We start from the raw sequence: 22732 nt of genomic DNA, 5'->3' as shown, positions 1-22732 counted from the left end.
GTTCACCGGTGGACCGCCCGGACGTCCCCGGCGCCGTCGGTGACGACGGCGACGTCGCCCTCGAGGTCGGTGCGGTGCACCTCGAAGCCGCGGGCGTCGAGGGCCCGTAGCGTTGCCGGCGCCGGGTGGCCGTAGTCGTTCCCGGCACCGACGCTGATGAGCGCGATCCGCCCGGTCACGGCGTCGACGAGCCGGTCGTCGCGGTTCGAGGACCCGTGGTGAGCCACCTTGAGGACGTCGACCCGGCCCCACCGGCCGGGGTCGAGCGCGATCTCGTGGACGACGGCGGCCGCCGCCTCGCGCTCGACGTCGCCAGCGAAGAGCACCGTCACGCCGCGCACGTGCAGGGTGAGCACCACCGACGCGTTGTTCGGCACCGAACCGGCGTCGATGCGGCGAGCCGGCCACCACACCTCCGCCGACACCGGACCGACGGCCAGACGGTCGCCCGCGCGGAGCGTGCCGAGCCGCGCCCCCGCGCCCCGGGCGAGCCGGCCGACCCGATCGGCCTCGCCGGCGGGATCGGCGACCCACGACGTGCGCACCTCGGCGACCGGGCGGTCCAGCACGCCGGCGAGCCCATCGACGTGGTCGGCATGGAAGTGCGTCAGCACGACGAGGTCGACGGCGCGCACGCCGAGACGGTCGAGGCAGCCGCGCATGAGGTCGGGATCGGGTCCGGTGTCCACGACGACCGCGTGCCCGTCCCCGGCGTCGACGACCAGCCCGTCGCCCTGGCCGACGTCGCACGCGACGACGACCCAGCCCGGGGGCGGCCACGACAGCACGCTCGTCGGGGTGGCGCCGCCGGCCACCACCACGACGACGGCCGCCGCCGCGAGCGGTCGGTGCCGGCCGCGGTGCCAGGCCCACGGCCCGACGACGAGCAGTGCCACCGACAGGACGGCGAGCAGCACGGCCGCCGGCCCGGAGTCGCTCCACGGCACCGACCCGCCGGGCAGCCCGTCGCACCACCGGGCCACGGCCGCGATGCCCTGCGCCGGCACGGCGGCGACCCATGCGAGTGCTGTCGCGGCCGGGACCCACGCGGTGGCGAGGACGGCGACGACGACCCCGACGATCGTCGTGGGAGCGACGAGTGGCGCGGCGAGGAGGTTGGCGAGCACGCCGACGACGGAGACGCTACCCTGCAGGGGCGCCACGAGCGGTGCGCACACGACCTGGGCGGCGACCGGCACGGCGACGACAGGTCCGAGTGGTGCCAGGCGTCGGGGCAGCACGGCCGCGATGCGTTCACCCCACGGGCGCGCGAGCACGAGCAGCCCGAGGGTGGCCGCGGCCGACAGGGCGAAGCCGAACGACCGCGAGAGCCAGGGGTCCCACACGAGGAGGGCGGCCACGGCACCGCCGAGCGCCGGGACGCCGGCCCGGCGCCGGGACGTGGACAGCGCGAGCAGACCGACGCAGCCCATGACGGCGGCACGCACGACACTCGGCTCCGGACGGGCGAGCGCCACGAAGCCGACGAGCAGCGCGAGCGCGACGAGCGGGCGCCCGCGTCGGGGCACACGCACCGCGCCGCAGAGCGCCAGGCCTGCCGCCAGCACCAGCGTGACGTTGGTGCCCGACACCGCGGACAGGTGGCTCAGGCCGGTGGCCTGCATGGCGTCGGTGAGCTCGGCCGGCGTGCGCGACGTGTCGCCGACGACGAGGGCCGGCACGAGGCCCCGCGCGTCGGGCCACACGCCCGCCGTGGCGTCACGGAAGCGTTCCCGCACGTGGTCGGTGGTCTCGACGAGAGCACCGGGGCCGTCCCGGACCCGCGGGTCTCCGTTGACGGACACGACCGCCACCACGTCGTCGCCGGGTTGGGCCGGGGACAGTCGGCCGACGACGACGAGCTCGTCACGCCAGCCGACGCCGGCCCACGCGGAGCCACCGCAGATGAGCAGGACGGGGGTCGACACCGCGGTGGTGCGACCCCGACCGGTGACCTGCTCGGCGTCGAGCCGCACGACCCAGAGGGGCGGGCCGGCGCGCTCGGGCGCGGAGAGGTCAGGACCGATGCGCCGGGGGTCGGCGGACGCCCGACCGACGAGGGTCACGACCGCCTGCTCGTCGGCCAGTCCTCCCACCGGACCTGCCGACCGGACCGCGCGGTGCCCGGCGGCGGCGCACAGCAGGAGCGCGAGGACGGCGAGGGTCGCCGCGGCCAAGCGCGCGACGGGCCCGGCCCGCCCACGCCGCTCACGCGTCGACCCGCGGGCGGCGACGACGAGCCCGACTGCGGCGACGAGGGCCGAGAGCGCCACGACGACGACCACGGCCTCCGGAGCGGTCAGCCCCCAGAAGGCGACGACCGGCCAGGCGACGACGACGGGCACGAGCAGTCGGACGTCGAGCAGCCCGGCTGTGCGAGGACCGCGATGGCGGGCCGCCGTACCGCGGGAGCCGCCCCGGGTCACAAGGTCACCTTGGGGCGCAGCTGCGACATGAGCTTGTCGCCGATCCCGCTCACCTCGCCGAGCTCGTCGACGGAGGTGAAACGGCCGTGCTCGGTGCGCCATTCGAGGATGCGCTGCGCGAGCACCGGGCCGACGCCGGGCAGCGTGTCGAGCCCCGCGACGTCGGCGGTGTTGAGGCTCACGAGAGCACCCGCGGCACCGGCTCCCCCACCGCCGGCCGCGCCGGACGGGCCGGCCGCGCCGGCCGCGCCGGCGCCAGCGGCTGGCACCACTTCACCGGGCTTGGGCACGTGCACCTGCTCGCCGTCGAGGACGAGCCGAGCGAGGTTGAGGGCCGACAGGTCGGCGCCGCGGCGGGCGCCTCCCGCGGCCTCGATCGCGTCGGCCACGCGGGACCCGGCGGGCAGCCGTACCAGCCCCGGACGGTTGACCTGACCGACGACGTGCACGACGAGCGCGGCCACGGACGACGCCGTCGACGCGGGCGACGCCGTCGGCGCGGTACCCGCAGCGGTGGGCAGCGAGGTGCCCGTGGCTGCAACGACGGACACCCCGCGCGCGGGAGCGTCCACCGGTCCGGCGGCGGACCGCTCCGCCCACAACACCCGCACGACGAAGGCGCACCCGACGGCGACGACGAGCGCCAGCAGCGACACGACAGCGGTCGTCGACACGCTCCGCCGGCCCGACCGCACGTCGTCGGGAACCGTGAGCAGCCCCGGCCGGCGCGCCCGGCGCAGGTCGGCGTCGAGGCGACGCGTCTGCTCGTCGGCCTCCGAGCCCTCCGACCCGTCCGGCCCCTCGGCGACACCGAGCAGGTCGCCGATGCCGCCCAGCCCCACCCGCTCGAGCCCGTCACGGACCCGGTTCCGGGCGTCGTCGTCGAGGTCCTCGGCCGGGTCGTCCGGCTCCCCGGGCGGCTGGGGCACCCAGCCGGCCGTGGCGCGTCCGTCGGCGAGGATCGCGGCCACGCGGCGCAGGTCGGTGGGACGGCGCGGTCGTCGAGGCATGCCGGCACGCTAGGAAGCGTGAGCCGTCGGCGTCCTGCCCCCGAGCGCGGGCTGGGGACGACGCGCCACCCTCACGAGGGGATGTGGACGACGCGCGCGAAGCGATCCACCACCCACGTGCCGAGACACCGGGCGCGCCGATTCCCGCGGCGGCGGCGGCGTGGTCCAGACTGCTCCAATGGCCCGGCACATCATGACCCTGACCTGTGAGGACCGGCCCGGCATCGTCGCGGCCGTCTCCGCGGCGCTGCTCGCCGTCGACGCGAACATCGTCGAGAACCAGCAGTTCTCCGACGAGGACACCAACCTCTTCTTCATGCGCACCGTCTTCGACGCCGACGCCTCCGACGTCGAGCGCGTCCTCGACACCATCCGCGAGAGCCCGGCCGTCGTGTCCCAGCACCTCGCGGTCCGCCCCGAGGACGAGCACTGCCGCACCGTCATCCTCGTCAGCAAGTTCGACCACTGCCTCCTCGACCTGCTGCACCGGTGGAAGTCCGGCGACCTGCCCATCGACATCGTCGGCGTCGTGTCAAACCACGAGGACTGCCGCGGGCTCGTCGAGTACTTCGGGCTGCCGTTCACCGTCATCCCGGTGACCCCCGACACCAAGGCCGACGCCGAGGCCGAGCTGCTGCGCCTCGTCGACACGAACGACGTCGGCCTCGTCGTCCTGGCCCGTTACATGCAGATCCTCAGCGACGGCCTGTGCCGCGCGCTCGAGGGCCGCGCCATCAACATCCACCACTCGTTCCTGCCCGGCTTCAAGGGCGCCAAGCCCTACCACCAGGCCCACGACCGCGGCGTCAAGCTCATCGGCGCCTCGGCGCACTACGTCACGGCCGACCTCGACGAGGGTCCGATCATCGAGCAGGACGTCGTCCGCGTGACGCACGCGGAGTCGCCCCAGCGGCTCGTCGCGATCGGTCGCGACGTCGAGCGACGCGTCCTGTCACGGGCCGTCCGCGACCACGCGGAGTCGCGCGTCTTCCTCTCCGGACGCCGCACCATCGTCTTCTGACGCGCCGCCGGACGCGTCCGCGTCCACCCACAGCGTCCTGACAGCCAGTCCATGCCGACCTTTGAGTCGGCGCTCCTACCGTCACGCCGAAAACACCTCTCAGACGGATGGATCGGACGGTGTGCGGTGGCCAGGTCTCGCCATGACGGCAGTCCTCGAACGTGGTACCGGAGCAGGGCCGTCGTGCTGCTCGCCGCGGTCCTCCTCCTCGCCGGCGGCGGCGGGGCCTGGGCGCTGACGCACCGCGCGAGCGACCCGACGGCGACGCGCACCCGCACCGTCACGGCGTCCCTGACGACGCTGCAGCAGACCGTCACGGCCTCCGGCACCATCGAGCCGGCGCAGCAGGCCGACCTCGCCTTCGGCAGCGCCGGCACCGTGACGACGCTGTCGGCCACGGTCGGGCAGAAAGTGACCACCGGCGAGCGGCTCGCGACGATCGACGACACGACGCTCCGCAGCCAGGTCGACCTCGCGTCGGCACAGGTGACGCAGGCCCAGACGCAGGTCGACGCCAGCTCCACCGGGACGGCCGCGCAGCTGGCCTCGGCCCGCGCCCAGCTCGCCTCGGCGCAGGCCCGGCTGACCCAGGCGCAGGACGCGCTGTCCGGGGCGACGCTGACCGCACCGTTCGACGGCGTCGTGGCCGCGGTGGACGTGCAGGTGGGTGCACGGGTCGGCGGATCCGGCTCCGGCAGTGGCAGTTCGGGCGGTTCGGGTGGGTCAGGGGGCTCGGGTGGCTCGGGTGCGGCGGGTGGCTCGGGGGCATCCGCCTCGTCCGGCGGCACCGGCACGACCGTCCTGACCGTCATCTCCACCTCGTCGTGGCTCGTGACGACCTCGGTGACCAACGCCGACCTGCCCAACGTCAAGGCCGGGCTGCAGGCCCAGGTGACGCCGACCGGCGCCACCCAGCCGCTCTTCGGCACCGTGAAGACGGTCGGCATCATCGCCTCGTCGGGCTCGAGCGGCGCGGCGGAGTTCCCCGTGACCATCGCGCTCACCGGGCACCCGACCGGCCTCTACGCCGGCACGACGGCCTCGGTGTCGATCGTCGTGCGCCAGCTGCAGGACGTCCTCGTGGTCCCGACGCTCGCCGTGCGCACCGAGAACGGGTCGACGGTCGTGTCCCTCGTCCGCGGCGGCACCACCGTGACGACCCCGGTGACGGTCGGGCAGGTGTTCGGTGCCCAGACCCAGGTGACCAAGGGTCTGGCCGACGGCGACCAGGTCGTCATCGACCTCAGCACCCTCCAGCGCGGCACGACCGGCGGCGGCACGTCGCAGACCGGCACCGGCGGCACCGGCGGCCTGGGTGGGCGTGGCGGTCTCGGCGGCTTCGGCGGCGGTGGGGGCGGGTTCGGCGGCGGTGGAGGCGGTTTCGGCGGCCAGGGTCGTGGGACCGGGCAGGGCGGGTGACGACATGACGTCCCCCATCCTCGACCTCGCCGATGTCCGCAAGACCTACGCCACCGGCAGTGTCGCCGTGGACGCGCTGCGCGGGGTGACGCTGTCGGTCGACGCCGGCGAGTACGTCGCCGTCATGGGCCCGTCCGGGTCCGGCAAGTCGACGCTCATGCACATCCTCGGCTGCCTCGACGTACCGACCTCCGGCACGTACCACCTCGCCGGGGAGGACGTCAGCGCCATGGGCGAGCGCCAGCTGGCCGACGTGCGCAACCGGCGGATCGGCTTCGTGTTCCAGCAGTTCAACCTCCTGCCCACGCTGAGCGCCTGGCGCAACGTCGAGCTGCCCCTCACCTACGCCGGGGTCGCGCGTGAGGAGCGTCGCCGCCGCGCGGTCGAGGCCCTGACGCGTGTCGGGCTCGGTGACCGCGTCGACCACCGACCCGGCGAGCTGAGCGGCGGCCAGCAGCAACGCGTCTCGGTGGCGCGCGCCCTCGTCACCGACCCCGACCTCGTCCTCGCCGACGAGCCCACGGGCAACCTCGACTCGACCTCGACGAACGAGGTGCTCGCCCTCTTCGAACGGCTGCACGCCCAAGGGCGCACCATCGTGCTCATCACCCACGAGTCGGACGTCGCGGCCCGCTCGGCGCGCGTCGTGCACGTCCTCGACGGCCGCCTCGTCGGCGACGGACCCACCCCCGACGCGGCCAGCGCCGTACCGGTCGGAGGCGCGCGATGACGTGGCTCGAGACGGTCCGCACCGCCGTCGACGCCATCCGCACCCGCCGGATGCGCTCGGCGCTCACCGTCCTGGGCATGCTCATCGGCATCGCCGCGGTCATCCTCACGGTCGGGCTCGGCCAGGGGGCGCAGGCCCAGGTGGCCAGCCAGATCGACGCGCTCGGCTCCAACCTGCTCATCGTCACCCCCGGCAGCGCCACCCAGACCGGTGGACTCCGCGGCGGGCGGGGCTCCGCGACGACGCTGACCGCCGCTGACGCAGCCGTGCTGGCCGACCGCTCCGTGGCTCCCGACGTCGCCGCCGTCTCACCGGTGTCGACCTCGACCCAGAGCGTCCTCGCCGACGGCACGAACTGGACGACGAGCATCGTCGGCACCACCCCGTCGTGGCTCGGGGTCAGGGCCCGGTCGGTGCAGATGGGCCGGTTCTTCACCCAGCCCGAGCTGGACGCCGCAGGTCGGGTGGCCGTCGTCGGCGCGACGACTGCCGAACAGCTATGGGGCGCAAGGTCGCCCGTCGGGCAGACGATGAGCGTCGGCGGCCTGCAGCTGACGGTCATCGGCGTCCTAAACACGGCCGGGTCGACCGTCGGTGGGGACCAGGACGACCAGGTGGTCATCCCGTCCACGACGTACGCGCAGGCGTTCGGCGGCCCGGCCGTGTCGACGATCTACGTCGAGGCCGCCGGACAGGACGCACTGTCCGCTGCCTACCAGGAGACGCAGAACGCCCTGCTCACCTCGCACGGCGTCACCGCCGACACCGCCGACGTCACAGTGAGCAGCCAGGCCTCGCTCGTGCAGACCGCGACGACGACCGCTCACGTGCTCACCGTCCTGCTCGGCGGCATCGCCGCGATCTCGCTGCTCGTCGGCGGTATCGGCGTCATGAACATCATGCTCGTGTCGGTCACCGAGCGGATCCGCGAGATCGGCCTGCGCAAGGCGCTCGGTGCCACTCCGCGCGCCATCCTGCGCCAGTTCCTCGTCGAGGCGAGCCTGCTCGGCCTCGTCGGCGGCGTCCTCGGGCTCGGCCTCGGACTCGTCGGCGCCGCGGTGCTGCCGCACGCGATCGGCCAGCCGGTCGCGGTGTCCGTCGAGGCGGCGGCCGCCGCGCTGCTCGTCTCCCTCGTCATCGGCGTCGCCGCCGGGGTGTACCCGGCCAACCGCGCGGCCCGCCTCGCCCCCATCGACGCGCTCCGCAGCGAGTGACGTCCCGTCCGAATCGAGTGATCCCGTGACCGACACCCAGCCTCTCCCCCGTCGACGCGTCGCCGTGCCGGCGCTCGTCCTGGCGGCAGCCCTCGGACTCGGGGCGTGCGGCCCCGGCGCCACGGCCGCCCCGCAGTCCGGGGGCGGTACGACGGCACCGGCAACCGGACGCGGAGGCGGCTTCGGTGGAGGCAGTGGCGGCGGATCCGGTTCGGGCCGTGGGTTCCCCGGCGTCGCGGGCCTCGTCGCCGACGTCACCGGCAGCACGGCCCAGGTGCAGAGCGCCACGGCGCAGACCGCGGTGAGCTGGACCCGCACGACGCGGTTCACGAGCCTGACGCCGACGACGGCGTCCGCCGTGCACGTCGGCGACTGCGTCACGGCCCGGCCCGCGTTCACCGGCCGGCCCACGGGCACGGCGACCGGAACACCGACGCCCACGGCGACCCCTGGCACGGCGCCGACCGTCGCCGCCGCCACGGTCGAGCTCTTCCCGGCGACCTCGGGGCAGTGCGTACCCACCGGCCTCGGGGGTGCCGGTGGCGGCGCTGGTGGCTTCGGAGGCGCAGGAGGCGGACGGGGCGGGGCGTCGGGGACCGGAACCCCGACCGGTGGACCCGGGGGCCAGAACGGCTTCCGAGGCGCCGGCAGGGGAACTGTCGGGACCGTCGCGAGCGTCGCGTCCGGCTCGTTCGTCGTGCGGCCCGTCGTGCTCCGTGGTCCGAACGGACCGGGCGGCACGTCCCTCGCGCCGGTGACGGTCACGTACGACGCGTCGACGACGTTCACGACGCTGCACGCGGCAGCCGCGACCGCCGTCAAGGTGGGCCTCTGCGTCACGGCCCTCGGCAAGGCTGACACGACCGGTGCGGTGACGGCGACGTCGCTGCAGGTCAGCCGGCCCGTCGGTGGATCGTGCACGACCGGACGCGGCTTCGGAGGTCGGGGCGGCTTCGGGGGCGGCAGCGGCACGGGCGCGCCTGCCGGAGATGGGGCGACCACCAGTGGCTGAGCGCGGAACCACCCGGCGCTGGACGGTCGTCGTCGTCGCGGCCGCCGTCGTGCTCGTGCTCGCGGGGGGATACGCGGTCGCCGTGACGCGCAGTACCGACCCGACCGGCACCTACCGCACCGCGACCGTCGGACGCGGCGCCGTGCAGCAGGTGCTGACGCTGACCGGAACCGTGAGCCGGCTCGACGAGGTCACGGCGACCTTCCCCACCTCGGGCACGGTGCACACGGTGCCCGTCCACGTCGGCCAGCGCGTCACCGAGGGCCAGACCCTCGCGACGATGGACCCGACCGACCTCCGGGCCGCCCTCCTCGCCGCCGGCGCCCAGCTCGCGCAGGCGCAGGCCTCCCTCGACGCGGACGAGACCGCCACGTCGAGCGCAGCGTCGACCTCGGCCAGCTCGAGCAGCACCGGAAGCACCGGTGGTTCCGGTGGTTCCGGTGGTTCCAGCGGCGCGTCCACGGGCGCCGGCACGTCCGCGGCGGGCACCGGTTCGGGCTCTGGTTCACGAACCGCGTCGTCCGCCTCGGGCGCCGGGACCGGGTCATCGTCCGGGTCATCGTCCGGCTCGACGAGGGCCACGGGGGCCGGCGGCGCCGGCGGCACTGGTGGAACCGGTGGGACCGGCGCGTCCGGCCGGTCGGGTGGCGGACAGGGCTCGACGTCACACGGATCGTCCTCCGGCTCCTCGGGCGTCTCGCCCCTCGACACGAAGGCCTTCGTGCACGCCGTGCAGCAGGCCCAGGCAGCCCTCGCCGCGCAGCAGACTGCCTGCGCCCCTGTTCTCGGCACCACGGGCTCCGGCGCCCCGACCGGACGTCCCGGTGGCCGCCCGAGCCGGTCGTCGACGCGGACGGCGCGCCTGGCCTCCGTCACCTCCACCGGCACCCCGACCCCGGGGGCCACGACCCAGCCTCCTGCGCCGGACCCGACCGCCACCGCCACGGACACGTCCACCGCTCCCGCGACGACCACGCCCACGCCGACCACGTCCACCCCGACGACCACGCCGACGACGCCCACCGGCCCGACGACGACCCCGTCGGGTCCCGCCTCGGGCCAGCTGGCCACGTGTGCCGCTGCCCTGCAGGCCACGGCGGCGGCCCAGGGATCTGCTGCCTCGCAGCTCACCACCCTCGCGAACCAGGTGTCGCGGGTCGTGCAGCAGATCGCTCAGGCCGCCGCGGCAGCCGGCAGCGCTTCGACCGGCGCCACGGGCGCGGGCGGCGCGTCCGGCTCGAGCAGCTCGAGCAGCTCTAGCGCGCAAGGCGGTTCGTCCACGAGCGGCTCGCGGTCCTCCGGCGGCAGCGGTTCGACGGGCACGTCGACACGCACCGGCGGCTCCGGGGCCTCCGGGGCGAGCAGCGGCTCGGGCGCCGGGACGCAGAGCACCGCGAGCCGCATCGCGTCGGACCGGGTCGCGGTGCTCCAGGCGCAGGCGTCGGTCGAGCAGGCGCAGGTCGACCTCGCCGACGCGACGCTCCAGGCTCCCGTGGCCGGCGTCGTCGCGCAGGTCGACCTCACGGCGGGGTCCCCGGCGTCGACGTCGACGGGCATCGTCGTCGTCGGCGACGGCGCCGCGCAGGTCTCGGTGGCCGTCCCGCTCGCCAGCGTCCACCTCGTCACCGCCGGCCTTCCGGCCACGGTCACGCCCGCCGGAGGCACCACCGGGGTCGCCGGCAGCGTCACGTCGGTCGGGCTCCTGCCGACGAGCGCCTCGAGTTCCGGCGGCGCCGGCACGACGGGTGGCGGCGCCGGCGGCGGCTCGTCGAGCGCGGCCGCCTCCAGCAGCGCGTCGCCGAGCTACCCGGCCCAGGTCCTCGTCGCCCATCCGCCGGCCGCCCTCGCCGCCGGCTCCACGGCGACCGTCTCGCTCGTCGTGGCCGCGACCCCCGACGCGGTGCGTGTGCCGGTGTCGGCCCTCGCCGGCCGCGACGGCGGCAGCGCGACGGTGCAGGTGCTCGCAGCGGGCGTGCCGACCGCCCAGCGCGTCGTGCTCGGCGCGGTCGGTGGCGGCTGGGCCCAGGTGCTGACGGGCCTGCGCGGCGGCGAGCAGGTCGTCGTCGCCGACCTGTCCGCAGCCCTTCCCACGACGACGACCGGGCTCCGCGGCCTCGGGGGCGGCGGTTTCGGAGGCGGTGGTTTCGGCGGTGCGGGCACCGGTCGTGGAGCAGGGGGCACGGGCGGCACCGGGGGCACCGGGGGCGCCGCGACGACCGGCCGCACCACGGGCCGGACCGGCTGAGCCGGCGACGAGCCGGACCGGTCAGCCCTGCTCCCGCTCCCGGTCCGGCTCGCCGCCCTGCTCCTCCTGCTCCGACTGCTCCTCGGTGTCCTCGGTGTCCTCGGTGTCGTCCAGGTGCTCGATCCGGCGTTGGCGCCACCAGCCGATGACGTTGTTCTGGTGGCGCCACAGCACGAGCAGCCCGATCGCCGTGAGCCACCAGCCCGTCCACGCGTCGCCGGGTGCGTGCCCGGTCCACACGAGCACGGCGACGACGAGCATCGACAGGGCCCCGAAGATCGAGCCGGCTGCCACCCATCGGGTCAGCGCCACGGCGACGACGAAGACGACCACGACGACGAGCGCCACCCACGGGTGCACGCCCAGAATCGCCCCGAGCGTCGTCGCGACGCCCTTGCCTCCGCGTCCGCGCAGGAACGGCGACCAGATGTGCCCGAGTACGGCGGCGATGCCGACCGCGTACGCGGCGTGGGCGCCCAAGAGGTGGCCGGCGACGAGCGTCGGCACGAGGCCCTTGAGCACGTCGAGGATCCCGACGAGCACGCCCCACTTGCGTCCCAGCACCCGTCCGGCGTTCGTGGCGCCGGGGTTGCCCGACCCCGATGTCGAGAGGTCCTTGCCGAGCAGCCTTGCGACGCCGGTCGCGGGGTTGAGCGAGCCGATGAGGAACGCCGCGAGGACCAGACCGGCCCAGGCGAGCACGGAGCCCACGGTCACGGCCGGGTGCCCTCCCCTGCCTCGGCGAGCGGCTCCCCCGGTCGTGGTGCGACGGCGATGGCGACGGTCCCGGGCCCGACGTGGGCCCCGACGACCGCCCCGAGCTCGACGACGAGCACCTTCGGCGAGCCCGGCACCTGCGAGCGCAGGTGCTCGGCGATCTGGTCGGCGCGTTCGGCGGCGTCGAGGTGGTGCACGGCGAGGTCGACGGCGAGGCCGCCTGCGCGGACGTGCTCGAGCACCATCGCCTCGATCCGGGCGACGGCGCGCGCCGACGTGCGCACCTTCTCGACGGGCACGATGCGCCCACCCCGCACCGCGAGGATCGGCTTGATCGCGAGCGCCGAGCCGAGCAGCGCCGACGCGGCGCCGATGCGTCCACCGCGGCGCAGGTGCTCGAGCGTGTCGACGTAGAAGAGGACGCCGGAAGGCTTCAGGCGGTCCCGGACCGCGGCCGCCACCTCGGACGCGTCGGCGCCGGCGCGCGCCCGCTCGGCCCCGGTGACGACGGCGAAGCCCAAGGCCATGCCGATGGTCTCGCTGTCGACGACCTCGACCGGCACGGGCGCTTCGGCCGCGGCGATCCGGGCGGCCTCGAGGGTGCCGGACATCTGCGAGGACAGGTGCACCGACACGATGGCGTCGGCGCCCTCGGCGGCCAGGCGCTCGTAGGTGTCGGCGAAGACCTGCGGCGTCGGGCGCGACGTCGTGACGATCGTGTACTCGCGCAGCGCGGCGGCGACCTCCTGGGAGGTGATGTCCTGGCCCTCGACGTGGTCGCGCCCGCCGACGACGACGTGCAGGGGCACGACCTCGATGCCGTGCCGCTCGACGTCGGCGGCCGGCAGGTACGCCGTCGAGTCGGTGACGATGCGGGTGGTCACAGCTCGCTCCTTCTGCCGGGTCGAGCGGCCTCGAGGTGGTCCCAACGTACCGGCACCGGACGCGTCCGTCGGGGACGCGTCCGGTGCCGTGGGTCGGGCGCTGCGCCCGGACGCGTCAGGCCGGGACGACGTTGACGAGCTTGGGCGCACGCACGATGACGGTGCGCACCCCGTTCTCGGTGGCCGCCTGGACCTTCGGGCGGGCCAGGACGAGCTCGCGCAGCGCGTCCTCGGTGATGTCGGGGCTCACCTCGACGCGGTCGCGCACCTTGCCCTTGATCTGCACCACGCAGGTGACCTGCTCCTGCACGATCTTGTTCGGGTCGCTCTCGGGGAACGCCGCGAAGGCGACGCCACCGGAGTGACCGAGGCGGGCCCACATCTCCTCGGCGATGTGCGGCGCGATCGGCGACACCATGAGCACGAGCGCCTCGACGACCTCGCGCGGCGCCACGTCGAGCTTGGTCACGGCGTTGTTGAGCTCGATGAGCTTGGCGATCGCGGTGTTGAAGCGCAGGCCCTCGAAGTCCTCGCGGACGCCGGCGATGGTCTGGTGCAGCTGGGTCGTCAGCGCCTGGTCGGGCTCGACGTCGCCGACGCGCACCTCACCGGTGGCCTCGTCGACGACGTTGCGCCACAGCCGCTGCAGGAAGCGCTGGCTGCCGACGACCGCGCGGATCTCCCACGGCTTGGACAGCTCGAGCGGGCCCATCGACATCTCGTAGACGCGGAAGGTGTCGGCGCCGTACGCGTCGTACATCTCGTCGGGGCTCACCGAGTTCTTCAGCGACTTGCCGATCTTGCCGTACTCGCGGTTGACCGGCTGGCCCTCCCACGTGAACGTCGGGTCCTCGCCGTGTCCGCCCGGGTGCTCCTCCACCTCGGAGGCGGTGACGTACTGGCCGCGGGCGTCGGTGTAGGCGTAGGCCTGGATGTAGCCCTGCGAGAAGTACTTCCGGAACGGCTCCTCGCTGCGCACGTGGCCGAGGTCGAAGAGCACCTTGTGCCAGAACCGCGCGTAGAGCAGGTGGAGCACCGCGTGCTCGACGCCGCCGACGTAGAGGTCGACGCCGCCCGGGTCGCGGGTGCCGGCAGGCGCGCCGTCGACGGTCTCGTCGTGGCGGGCCAGCCAGTAGGCCTCGTTCTCGGGGTCGACGAACGCGTCGTGGTTGGCCGGGTCGAGGTAGCGCAGGTAGTACCAGCACGAGCCGGCCCAGTTCGGCATCGTGTTCGTCTCGCGCCGGAACGGGCGGGTGCCGCGACCGTCACCGAGGTCGACCTCGACCTCGACCCACTCGGGCACGCGCGACAGCGGCGGCTCGGGGCTGCTCGTCGCGTCGTCGGGGTCGAACGTCTTCGGCGAGTAGTCGGGTACGTCGGGCAGCGTCAGCGGCAGCTCGGCGTCGGGCACCGGGTGGGCGACGCCGTCGGCGTCGTACATGATCGGGAACGGCTCGCCCCAGTAGCGCTGGCGGCTGAAGAGCCAGTCGCGCAGGCGGTAGTTGACGGTGCCGTGGCCGATGCCCTCCTGCTCGAGGAAGGCGATGATGCGCTCCTTGGCCTCGGCGACGTGCAGGCCGTCGAGGGAGATGCGCCCGGTGCTCGAGTTGATCGCGACGCCGTCGCCGAGGAACGGCTCGTCGTCGGGGTGGCCCTCGGTCGGCTGCACGGTCCGCACGATCGAGATGCCGAACTTCGCGGCGAACTCCCAGTCACGGGTGTCCTGCCCGGGCACGGCCATGATGGCGCCGGTGCCGTAGCCCATCAGCACGTAGTCGGCGACGAACACCGGGATCGCCTGTCCCGTCAGCGGGTTCGTGGCCCACGAGCCGGTGAACACACCGGTCTTGTCGCGGCCCTCGGTCTGCCGCTCGACGTCGCCCTTGCGCGACGCGGCGAGGCGGTAGGCGGCCACCGCGGCGGCCGGGGTGCCGGACGCGTCGGCGTCGTCACCGCGCCAGCCGTCCTGGGTGCCTTCCGGCCAGCTGCCCTGCGGCACCAGCGAGTCCACCAGCGGGTGCTCGGGCGCGACGACCATGAAGGTCGCGCCGAAGATCGTGTCGGGACGCGTCGTGAAGACCTCGATGCCGGCCTCATCGCCCGCCGTCGTGACGACCGGGAAGGTGACGCGGGCGCCCTGCGAGCGGCCGATCCAGTTGCGCTGCAGGCGCTTGACGTTCTCGGGCCAGTCGACGCCGTCGAGGTCGTCGGCCAGGCGGTCGGCGTAGGAGGTGATGCGCATCATCCACTGCGAGAGGTTGCGCTTGAACACCGGGAAGTTGCCGCGCTCGGAGCGCCCCTCGTTCGTGACCTCCTCGTTCGACAGCACCGTGCCGAGGCCCGGGCACCAGTTGACCGGCGCCTCGGACTGGTAGGCCAGACGGTGGCCCTCCAGGACCTTCGCCTTCTCGGTGGCGGTCAGCTCGGCCCAGGCGCGTCCGTCCGGGGTCGGGACGGTGCGCTCACCGGACTCGAGCTGCTCGACGAGCTCGCTGATCGGGCGCGCCCGGCCCATGCCGCCGTCCTCGCGCACCGCGTCGCGGTCGTACCAGGCGTCCCAGATCTGCAGGAAGATCCACTGGGTCCACTTGTAGTAGTCCTCGTCGATCGTCGCGAAGGTGCGCCGGTTGTCGAAGCCCAGCCCGAGACGGCGCAGCTGGCGCTTCATGTTCGTCATGTTCTCCTCGGTGGTCTTCCGAGGGTGCTGGCCGGTCTGCACCGCGTACTGCTCCGCGGGCAGGCCGAAGGCGTCGTAGCCGAGCGCGTGCAGGACGTTGCGGCCCTGCATGCGGTGGTAGCGGCTGTAGACGTCCGTCGCGATGTAGCCGAGGGGGTGGCCGACATGCAGGCCCACGCCGCTCGGGTAGGGGAACATGTCGAGGACGATGAGCTTGCGCCCGAGGGCGGCCACCTTCTCAGGCTCGGCCCACGGGCCGGCAGGGTTCGGGGCCGCGAAGGTGCCCGCCTCCTCCCAGCGGTCCTGCCACGCGACCTCGATGTCACGGGCCATGGCCGCGGTGTAGCGATGCGGCGTGTCGTCGGTCTGCGGGCGCTCGGACGTCTGGTTCTCGCTGGCCTGGCTCATGTCTTCTCTCTCGTCGCTGGTCGCCGGGGCAAAAGAAAACCCCTCGCACAGGAGGGGGAGCCGCGCTGATGTCGGGTGATCCCGACGTTGCTCAACGCGGCTGCGGAAGGAGGAGCAGACCAGCCATGCTCGCAAGGTTAGCGCAGCACGCCCCACTCCCGCCGACCCGCCGGAGCCGGGTTGCCGCGCGCCCACCCCGCCCGAGTCCCCCTCTCTCATCGAGTGAGCACTCAGCCCCACGAGCCCCATACCGACCCACTCCCCTTCCCATCGAGTGAGCACTCAGCCTCACCAGCCCCACTCCCGCGGCCTCCCCTTCCGTCGAGTGAGCACTCAGCCTCACCAGCCCCAACGGCGGTCCCACGCATCCCGTTCGGCATGTCTCTCCTCGGCGGCCATGGAGCGCTGGATCGCCTCCTCGATCACGTGGCTCGCGAAGAACCGAGGCCCGACGGCCGACAGTGTGAGGGCGCTTCGCGGAAGGCCGAGACGGGAGGCGAACCGCAGGACCGTCTGGACCCTCGCCGCTTCGGTGGCCAGGTCCGCCTTCCACATCTCCTCGACCGGCCATCCCTCGTCGGCGAAACCACGCGCTCGTACGTCGTCCCGGCCGCGTTGGTCTGCCAAGGAGTGAAAGGCCTCGCCCTGGTACTCGCCCACCAGCCGCTGGACGGTGCCGTCGGGGGCCCGGACTCTCCAGAGCAGGTCGGCGAACCCGAGGATGCGGTCGGGATCATCGGCCGAGCGGACCGGCTCGTTCAGCTTCGGTTCCGGCAGCCCCGCCCTGACGAACATGAGTCTGGCGATCGTCTCCCGCGGGGAGGCCGCACCCACCCTGACGAGCTGCAGTGCTTCGACAAGTGTTCGCTTGCCCCGTGGCCGGACCCGCGCGTCGATGGCCCGCCGCAGCGGGACGACACTCTCCAGCATCGTGGCGCACGCATCCCCGGCCACGACCGCATCATCGAGGCCCAGGGGCTTCCCGCGACCGATCAGCTCACCCAGGTCGGCGAACGTGTCGGCAAGGCCGGTGACCGGGAGGCCCCGGATCGTCGTCACCTCCCGGGGGTGCAGCGCCCGGTGGCCACGCACCCCCGGCACCCGCGCCTGCGTCGCGGGCAGTGGACGCACCACGTGCGTCCGCGAGTCCAACAGTGCCGAGGCGGGCAGCGGTATCCCGTGCAGCTGCGCCGCGGTGACGTGCGACAGCACCGAGCCCGGCGGGACGCAATCGAGGACGAGGCGCGCGTGTTCCACAACCGCCGAGTACTCCTCGTCCGGCAGCAGCTTCATGTACGGGACGTGGGCGACGCCGATGGCGGCGAACGATGAGGGCACCGGCCAACGCTGCGGCGTGCCGCGATGCGCGCGAAAGGCGTCGGTTTGCGGGTGTGGACAGCGACGGACGTCGGTTCAGGGGTGTGGACGGACGGTCACTTGTGATGCTGGTGGGACTCGGTGCTCACTCGATGAGAAAGGGCGCCGCGAGAAGGGGGCTCGCCGCAGTGGGGCCGGTGGGACGGGCGGGGTTTCGTGCTCACTCGATGAGGGGGGTGGGGCCTGCGCTGCTGCGGTGCGTCAGCGGAAGAGGCCGACGACGATCAGGGTCTGGGCCACGTGGTAGGTGACGATGACGACGATCGGGGCCCACCGACGCTCGTGGACGAACCGGTCGTGGCCGAGCACCGTGTCGCTGACGACGAAGGTGAAGCAGCCGAGGATCACGAGCCAGTCGCCCTTCCACGCGGCCACGAGCAGCAGGGTGATGAGGGCGAGCTGGTAGACGAAGACCGGTCCGCGCTGCTCCCCCGCGCCCCGGACGATGTCGCGGCCGAAGAACAGGAAGAGCAGCACGGCCACCGGGACGGCACCGAGGAGCCACCACGGAAAGCCCGGCTGCGTCGGCGTCTCGAGGACGGCCCAGATGTAGGCGACGTGCGCGGCGAAGAAGGCGCCGACCCCGATGAGGAACCGCGTCTCGGTCGCCGTGAGCAGGGCGACGTCGCCGACGAGGCTGAACCCGAGCGCGACGAGCACCGGCAGCAGCGTCGGTGAGCCGGGGGCCGCGCCCTCCCAGCTCAGCGACCACGCGAGCCCCCCGAGGAGCAGCACGAAGAGGGGCTTGGTCAGCCGCTCGAGCACGTACTCACCCCGCAGCACGGCACCCCAGTTGATGAGCGCCGTGACGCCGAGGGCCACCGAGAGGACCCAGAGGTGGGTGGTCACGCTGCCAAGACTCCCAGCCGCACCGCGCGAGGGGGCTCCGACACGCAGGATCGCCACGGACGCCCGCCCACCGGGCACGTGTCGAGGGCCCCACGGTTCTCTGTCAGACTCGTCCAATGCCCATGCGCAAGTTCCAGCACACGGTCACCCCGGACGACACGGCCGCCACGGTCGGCAGCGGTGACCTCGAGGTCCTCGCGACCCCGCGTCTCGCCACGTGGTGCGAGAACGCCGCCTTCCAGGTCTGCCAGCAGAGCATCGACGCCGACCACACCACCGTGGGCACGAAGATCGTCATCGAGCACGTCAAGGGCAGCGCCGTCGGCACCGACATCACCATCCTCTGCGCCGAGCCGATCAACGACGGCCGCCGGCTCGTGTGCCACGTCAGCGCCAAGGACGCCGACGGCGAGGAGATCGCCTTCGGCGAGGTGCACCGGGCGGTCGTCGACCCGGACCGCTTCATGGCCAAGTGCCAGCGCATCCTCTGACGCCCATCGGCTGACGCGCAGCCGCCTCCCAGTTGCGGTTGCCACGATCGACGCGTGACGCCCGGCCTCCTCGGTGCGCTCCTCGCAGCGCTCGCCTACGGCACCGCCACGGTGCTCCAGGCCCTCGGCGTGCGCCGACTCGCGGCGACGCCATCGGGCACCCCGCTGCCCCGACGCGTCCGGGCCGCGTGGCCCTACGGGCTCGGGCTCGCCCTCGACGGGCTCGGCTTCCTCGCCTCGGTGGCCGCGCTGCGCACCCTGCCGCTCTTCCTCGTGGAGTCGGCCGTGGCGTCGTCGGTCGCGGTGACGGCCGTGCTGTCGGTGGCCGTCCTGGGCCTTCGGCTCGGCGGCGGTGAGGTGGTCGCCCTCGTCGCGGTGTGCCTCGGCCTCACCGGCCTCGCCGTCGCCGCCGCTCCGGGGCCGGCGGTCCAGCCCGGGCCGGGCGCGACGTGGTGGCTGCTCGCCGCGGCTGCCCTCGTGGCGGGTCTCGCCGTCGTGGGCGCCATCGACCACGACCGCCGACGCGGCGCGGTGCTGCTCAGCGTCGCCGCCGGCCTCGGCTTCGGCGGGGTCGGCGTGGCGGCACGGCTGCTCGAGGTCCCGGATCCGGTCTGGGGACTGCTCACCGACGGGCTGGCCTGGATCCTCGCCGCGCACGCCGCCCTGGCGACCGTCGCCTACGCGCTGGCCCTGGCGCGCGGCCGCGTCACGACGGTGGCGGCCCTGACGTTCGCGACCGAGACCGTCGTCCCCGCCGCCGTGGGGCTGCTCGCCCTGGGCGACCAGGTGGTCCCCGGGCGCGACCCGCTGGCGGCCGCCGCCTTCGTCGCGACGCTCGCCGGATGCATCGCCCTGGCGGGCCGGGCCGACCCGGAGGTCCCCGCCAACACCGGACCGGACGTGGAGGACGGCGTGGACGAACCCACGGACAGCCCTCCAGGCGAGGACCTCGTGGTCAGCGGCGACGCAGCCGCTCCACCTCGGCGTCCACCTGGGCCTCCGTCGGCTCTTCCTTGACGTACACCTCGTAGGCGTTGGCCACGAGCCCGACGCCCCATCCGGCGATCGGGAAGATCGGCCAGAAGAAGCCGCTCGACGTCATCGCCCAGATGATGACGAACATGCCGTTGACGAGGCAGAAGATGAGCAGGTGGACGCGGAAGTCCGCCTTCTTGCGCAACCGCTGGAGCGCTCTGGTGCGCAGGTCGGGTTCCTCACGCGTCGGGTCGTCCGGCACGACGCGGTCCCTCGTGGGGTCGACGTCGGGTCGCGGATCGATCGGGGTGCCGTGCACGGTCATCGTTCTCACCGTTTCCTCCGCGGGCCGCCGGGCGGACCTCGCACCGGCTCCCACAGTTCCACCGTAGGTCGCCGTGTCGACGCCGGAGGCGCCTCGTGGCGGGCCTCACCCGGCCTGATGCGTCACAGCACGTAGGCGTCGCCGTCGCGCGTGAGACCGAGCGAGGCGTAGTACGGCTCGACCATGCCGGGCGGAGGCAGGAACCGCCGGTACCCGCGCCGGCGCAGCGGCCCGTCCGAGCCGAGGATGAACTCCCCCGGCGAGAGGTCGCGGTGCCGCGGCGTCACCCAGTCGAGGAGCAGCTGGGCCGTGCGGTCGCCCGCGTCGTGGCCGATGACGACGCCGACGGTCTCGTCGCCCTTGAGGACGAGGAAGCTGGGGTCGCCGGAGAACGGGTCGTAGACGAAGTCGGGGTTGAACCGTCGGATGTCGGCCTCGTACACGCGCAGCACGTGGCGCAGGTACGTGTCGTCGCCGGCGACCTCGAGCACCTCGTACGCGGCGGCGTCGTGCCGCTCCCGCGCCATCCGCGCCAGCTGCCAGATGTTGATCGCGGCGAGCACGACGTTGAGGCCCACCATCGGCCACACGTGGTTGGCGGTGTTGTAGCCGATGAGGATGACGCAGCCGACGAGGTTGATGATCCGGAGCCGTCGCAGCTGGGTCTGCAGGAGCGACCAGACGAGCACGGCCGAGCCGATCCAGCCGATCGCCTCGAGCCACCAGGAACCCATGGGCCGACCCTAGTGCCGTGGGAGCCGTCCGGGGCCCCGCCGACCGGAATCGGCGGGGCCCCGGATCGTGTCCGCGGCGGACGCGTCAGGCGTCGGGGGCGACGAACTCGGGGAGCTTGGCCTCGAACTGGGCGTCGAGGCTCAGCGAGGGCAGCACGTGACCCTGCTTCTGGGCGCCGTCGGCGACCGAGAAGCCCCACGTCGAGGCGCGCAGGCGCTGGTTCGGCGTGCCGTGGTGGCCCGCGCTGGTGAAGCTGCAGTCACCGACCTGGTAGAAGGACTGCTCGGCCTGCAGCACGCGTGCCGCGTTGAGGGCCAGACCCCGCTTGTGCGTGACGAAGTACGTGCCGAACGCGTCGGCCATCAGCTCGGTGCGGCGGGTGGCCTCGGGACCGGTGAGGGGCGAGGCGAACAGGCCCTTGTCGTACTGCACGTGGTGGGCGTACTCGTGGCCGAGGACCGCGCTCGGGCCGACGTCGCCGACGCCGATGGCCTGCAGGGCCGCGAGGATGCCGTCGCCGAAGACGAGCTTGTCGGGGATCGCCGCGATGACCGGGTCGGTCTCGCCCTCGGCGCTGAACGCGAAGGCGTTGAGGGTGAACAGCGGGTTGTCGCCGTCCTGCAGGCCCGGGTCGCCGGCGACGACCTGGCGGATCATGGCGGCCAGGCCCGACACGGCGGACTCCGGAGCGCCGTAGAGGAAGGCGAGCGTGCGGGTCATCCGGGCCTCGTCGCGCATGACGTCGCCGTGCATCGCCATGAGCTGGATGCCGGATCCGTCGGTGTCCCAGAAGGACTGGGCCGCGCGGAAGGAGCGGGTCAGCTCGTTGCGGTAGTCGCGCTGCAGGGCGTACCGCGCGTCGCCCGAGGACCCGAAGAGGATCGCGTCGTAGGTCGGCAGGTCGAGGGCGCCGGTCGTGGCGAGGAAGAAGAGGTTGGAGTAGTCGATGTTCGCGAGGAGCCCGTCGACGTAGGCGTCGAGACGCGTCGGGGCGCACTGGTACTGCGTCGGGTCGATGGCGCGCTCGAGCGCCTCGCGCGGCGCCGAGGCCTCGACGCCCAGTCGGGCCACGGCGGCCTGCCGGCGGGCCTGCCAGTCGGCCGGCAGGAACGCCTTGGCGCGGGCGAGGAGTGCCGCGGCACGCGGGTCGTCCGTGGCACCGGTGGCGAGGTCGTAGGTGTGGCCGTTCGGCGCGACGAACGCCGTCGGCGACGACGACACGGCGGCGCTCGCGGCCGACGCGGCTGACGTCGGCGCGGCCGACGCGGCACCGGCGCCGGCCGCGAGCCCGGCGCCACCGAGGGAGAGCGAGAGCGTCGCGACGAGCGCGACCGACCAGGGTGAGGGCTTGGTCAAGGTGAGGGCTCCTTGGTCAGCGTCCGCGGCCCGCTGCCGGGGACGTCGAGCCCATCATCGGCTCCGGACGCGTCGCTCCCCCGCCGGACGCGCCGGTGTGCCGACGACCTTGAGGCCGATGACGGCCGCCACGACCCCGCCCAGCAGCACGACCTTGGCCACCGAGAAGGCCTCGCCGCCGAAGAGCATCGCCCACGTCACGGTGAGGGCCGCGCCGACCCCGGTCCACACGGCGTAGGCCGTCCCGATGGGGATCGAGCGGGCCGCGCGCGCCAGGCCAACCATGCTCAGCGCGCCGGCGACGAGGAACAGGGCGGCCGGGAGCGGGCGCGAGAGCCCCTCGGACGCGGCGAGCGCCGAGGCCCAGACGGCCTCGAGGACGGCGCTGAGCAGCAGCACGACCCACGGCATCACGCCACCGCCTTGAGCCCGGCGATGCAGCCGACGAGCACGACGAGCAGCACCGCGCGTGCGGCGCCGAGCCGCTCGGTGCCACGGGCGACCGCGAACGCGATCGTGCCGACGGCGCCGATGCCGACCCACACGGCGTAGGCGGTGCCCGCGGGCAGGCCGGTCATGGCCCACGCGAGACCGACCATGCTCAGCACGAGCGACACGGCGAACAGCGTTGTGGCGCGGGGGCGCCGGAAGCCGTCGGACGCGGCGAGCGCGGTGGCCCAGACGGCCTCGAGGGCTCCGGAGACGACGAGGACGAGCCAGTACATGGCAGTTCCGATCCGGCCGTCTTGTCGCTGTGCGGGTACGGCTCCCTCGTCCGCAGCGCGCTCTCGCGCGCTCGCCCTCATGGTAGGTGACCGATGCACCCGGCCCAAGTCGGGCACAGAGACACCCAGCGAACCG

General features: G+C 73.9%; 20 protein-coding genes and 1 riboswitch. Of the genes, 8 read left to right on the top strand and 12 right to left on the bottom strand.

Annotated features, from left to right (window positions below; genetic code table 11):
* Positions 1-2: 2 nt before the first annotated feature.
* Positions 3-2426, bottom strand: coding sequence for a ComEC/Rec2 family competence protein (locus RY076_RS15850; RefSeq protein ID WP_323099795.1), 2424 nt, complete (start codon positions 2424-2426; stop codon positions 3-5).
* Complete coding sequence (locus tag RY076_RS15845; protein ID WP_323099793.1) at positions 2423-3436, bottom strand: helix-hairpin-helix domain-containing protein; 1014 nt, start codon at positions 3434-3436, stop codon at positions 2423-2425. Before RY076_RS15845 ends, RY076_RS15850 begins: the two co-directional genes overlap by 4 nt.
* A 178-nt stretch (positions 3437-3614) precedes the next feature.
* On the opposite strand from RY076_RS15845, the gene purU reads away from it, so the two are divergent.
* The 6 genes from purU to RY076_RS15815 all read left to right on the top strand — a co-directional run bounded on the left by purU (position 3615) and on the right by RY076_RS15815 (position 11077).
* Positions 3615-4457 (top strand): formyltetrahydrofolate deformylase, encoded by an 843-nt coding sequence (gene purU, locus RY076_RS15840; RefSeq protein ID WP_323099792.1) that lies wholly within the window; start codon positions 3615-3617, stop codon positions 4455-4457.
* Between the two features lie 183 nt (positions 4458-4640).
* Positions 4641-5876: an efflux RND transporter periplasmic adaptor subunit gene (locus RY076_RS15835; protein WP_323099790.1), complete on the top strand. Its 1236-nt coding sequence runs from the start codon at positions 4641-4643 to the stop codon at positions 5874-5876.
* Positions 5877-5880: 4 nt separating this feature from the next.
* Positions 5881-6606, top strand: a complete 726-nt coding sequence (locus RY076_RS15830; RefSeq protein ID WP_323099789.1) for an ABC transporter ATP-binding protein — start codon at positions 5881-5883, stop codon at positions 6604-6606.
* Positions 6603-7820 (top strand): ABC transporter permease, encoded by a 1218-nt coding sequence (locus tag RY076_RS15825; protein WP_323099786.1) that lies wholly within the window; start codon positions 6603-6605, stop codon positions 7818-7820. The genes RY076_RS15830 and RY076_RS15825 overlap by 4 nt, the downstream gene beginning before the upstream one ends.
* A 25-nt stretch (positions 7821-7845) precedes the next feature.
* Entirely contained in the window at positions 7846-8832 is a 987-nt protein-coding gene (locus RY076_RS15820) for a hypothetical protein (RefSeq protein WP_323099783.1), read from the top strand.
* Complete coding sequence (locus tag RY076_RS15815) at positions 8825-11077, top strand: efflux RND transporter periplasmic adaptor subunit (protein WP_323099780.1); 2253 nt, start codon at positions 8825-8827, stop codon at positions 11075-11077. The genes RY076_RS15820 and RY076_RS15815 overlap by 8 nt, the downstream gene beginning before the upstream one ends.
* A 21-nt stretch (positions 11078-11098) precedes the next feature.
* Here the strand turns inward: RY076_RS15815 and plsY are convergent, their stop codons facing one another.
* The 5 genes from plsY to RY076_RS15790 all read right to left on the bottom strand — a co-directional run bounded on the left by plsY (position 11099) and on the right by RY076_RS15790 (position 17989).
* Entirely contained in the window at positions 11099-11794 is a 696-nt protein-coding gene (gene plsY / locus RY076_RS15810; protein ID WP_323099777.1) for a glycerol-3-phosphate 1-O-acyltransferase PlsY, read from the bottom strand.
* Positions 11791-12678, bottom strand: a complete 888-nt coding sequence (locus RY076_RS15805; RefSeq protein ID WP_323099774.1) for a DegV family protein — start codon at positions 12676-12678, stop codon at positions 11791-11793. Before RY076_RS15805 ends, plsY begins: the two co-directional genes overlap by 4 nt.
* 115 nt (positions 12679-12793) lie before the next feature.
* Complete coding sequence (locus RY076_RS15800) at positions 12794-15763, bottom strand: leucine--tRNA ligase (RefSeq protein WP_323099773.1); 2970 nt, start codon at positions 15761-15763, stop codon at positions 12794-12796.
* 339 nt (positions 15764-16102) lie between these two features.
* Positions 16103-17101 carry a hypothetical protein gene (locus RY076_RS15795; protein ID WP_323099770.1) on the bottom strand — a complete coding sequence of 333 codons (999 nt, stop codon included), beginning with the start codon at positions 17099-17101 and terminating at the stop codon, positions 16103-16105.
* A gap of 240 nt (positions 17102-17341) precedes the next feature.
* A complete protein-coding gene (locus tag RY076_RS15790) occupies positions 17342-17989 on the bottom strand; it encodes a lysoplasmalogenase (RefSeq protein WP_323099768.1) in 648 nt (215 codons plus the stop codon).
* Positions 17990-18105: 116 nt separating this feature from the next.
* Here RY076_RS15790 and RY076_RS15785 point away from each other — a divergent pair, with 116 nt between their 5' ends.
* Both RY076_RS15785 and RY076_RS15780 read left to right on the top strand, forming a co-directional pair.
* Complete coding sequence (locus RY076_RS15785; protein WP_323099766.1) at positions 18106-18480, top strand: thioesterase family protein; 375 nt, start codon at positions 18106-18108, stop codon at positions 18478-18480.
* Positions 18481-18534: 54 nt separating this feature from the next.
* Complete coding sequence (locus RY076_RS15780) at positions 18535-19497, top strand: hypothetical protein (RefSeq protein WP_323099764.1); 963 nt, start codon at positions 18535-18537, stop codon at positions 19495-19497.
* Here the strand turns inward: RY076_RS15780 and RY076_RS15775 are convergent.
* The 5 genes from RY076_RS15775 to RY076_RS15755 form a co-directional block, all read right to left on the bottom strand.
* Positions 19436-19780, bottom strand: coding sequence for a 2TM domain-containing protein (locus RY076_RS15775; protein WP_323099842.1), 345 nt, complete (start codon positions 19778-19780; stop codon positions 19436-19438). The genes RY076_RS15780 and RY076_RS15775 overlap by 62 nt on opposite strands.
* Positions 19781-19902: 122 nt before the next feature.
* Positions 19903-20514 (bottom strand): hypothetical protein, encoded by a 612-nt coding sequence (locus tag RY076_RS15770; RefSeq protein ID WP_323099761.1) that lies wholly within the window; start codon positions 20512-20514, stop codon positions 19903-19905.
* An 85-nt stretch (positions 20515-20599) separates the two neighbouring features.
* Positions 20600-21871 (bottom strand): neutral zinc metallopeptidase, encoded by a 1272-nt coding sequence (locus RY076_RS15765; protein ID WP_323099759.1) that lies wholly within the window; start codon positions 21869-21871, stop codon positions 20600-20602.
* 54 nt (positions 21872-21925) lie between these two features.
* Positions 21926-22282, bottom strand: a complete 357-nt coding sequence (locus RY076_RS15760; protein WP_323099758.1) for a DMT family transporter — start codon at positions 22280-22282, stop codon at positions 21926-21928.
* Positions 22282-22596, bottom strand: coding sequence for a DMT family transporter (locus tag RY076_RS15755; RefSeq protein ID WP_323099755.1), 315 nt, complete (start codon positions 22594-22596; stop codon positions 22282-22284). Before RY076_RS15755 ends, RY076_RS15760 begins: the two co-directional genes overlap by 1 nt.
* Before the next feature lie 10 nt (positions 22597-22606).
* Positions 22607-22671: riboswitch (guanidine-III (ykkC-III) riboswitch) on the bottom strand.
* Positions 22672-22732: the final 61 nt, after the last annotated feature.

Source organism: Intrasporangium zincisolvens, assembly GCF_034724055.1.
Taxonomy (GTDB): Bacteria; Actinomycetota; Actinomycetes; order Actinomycetales; family Dermatophilaceae; genus Monashia; species Monashia zincisolvens.
This window is presented reverse-complemented; position numbering and strand designations above follow the sequence as displayed.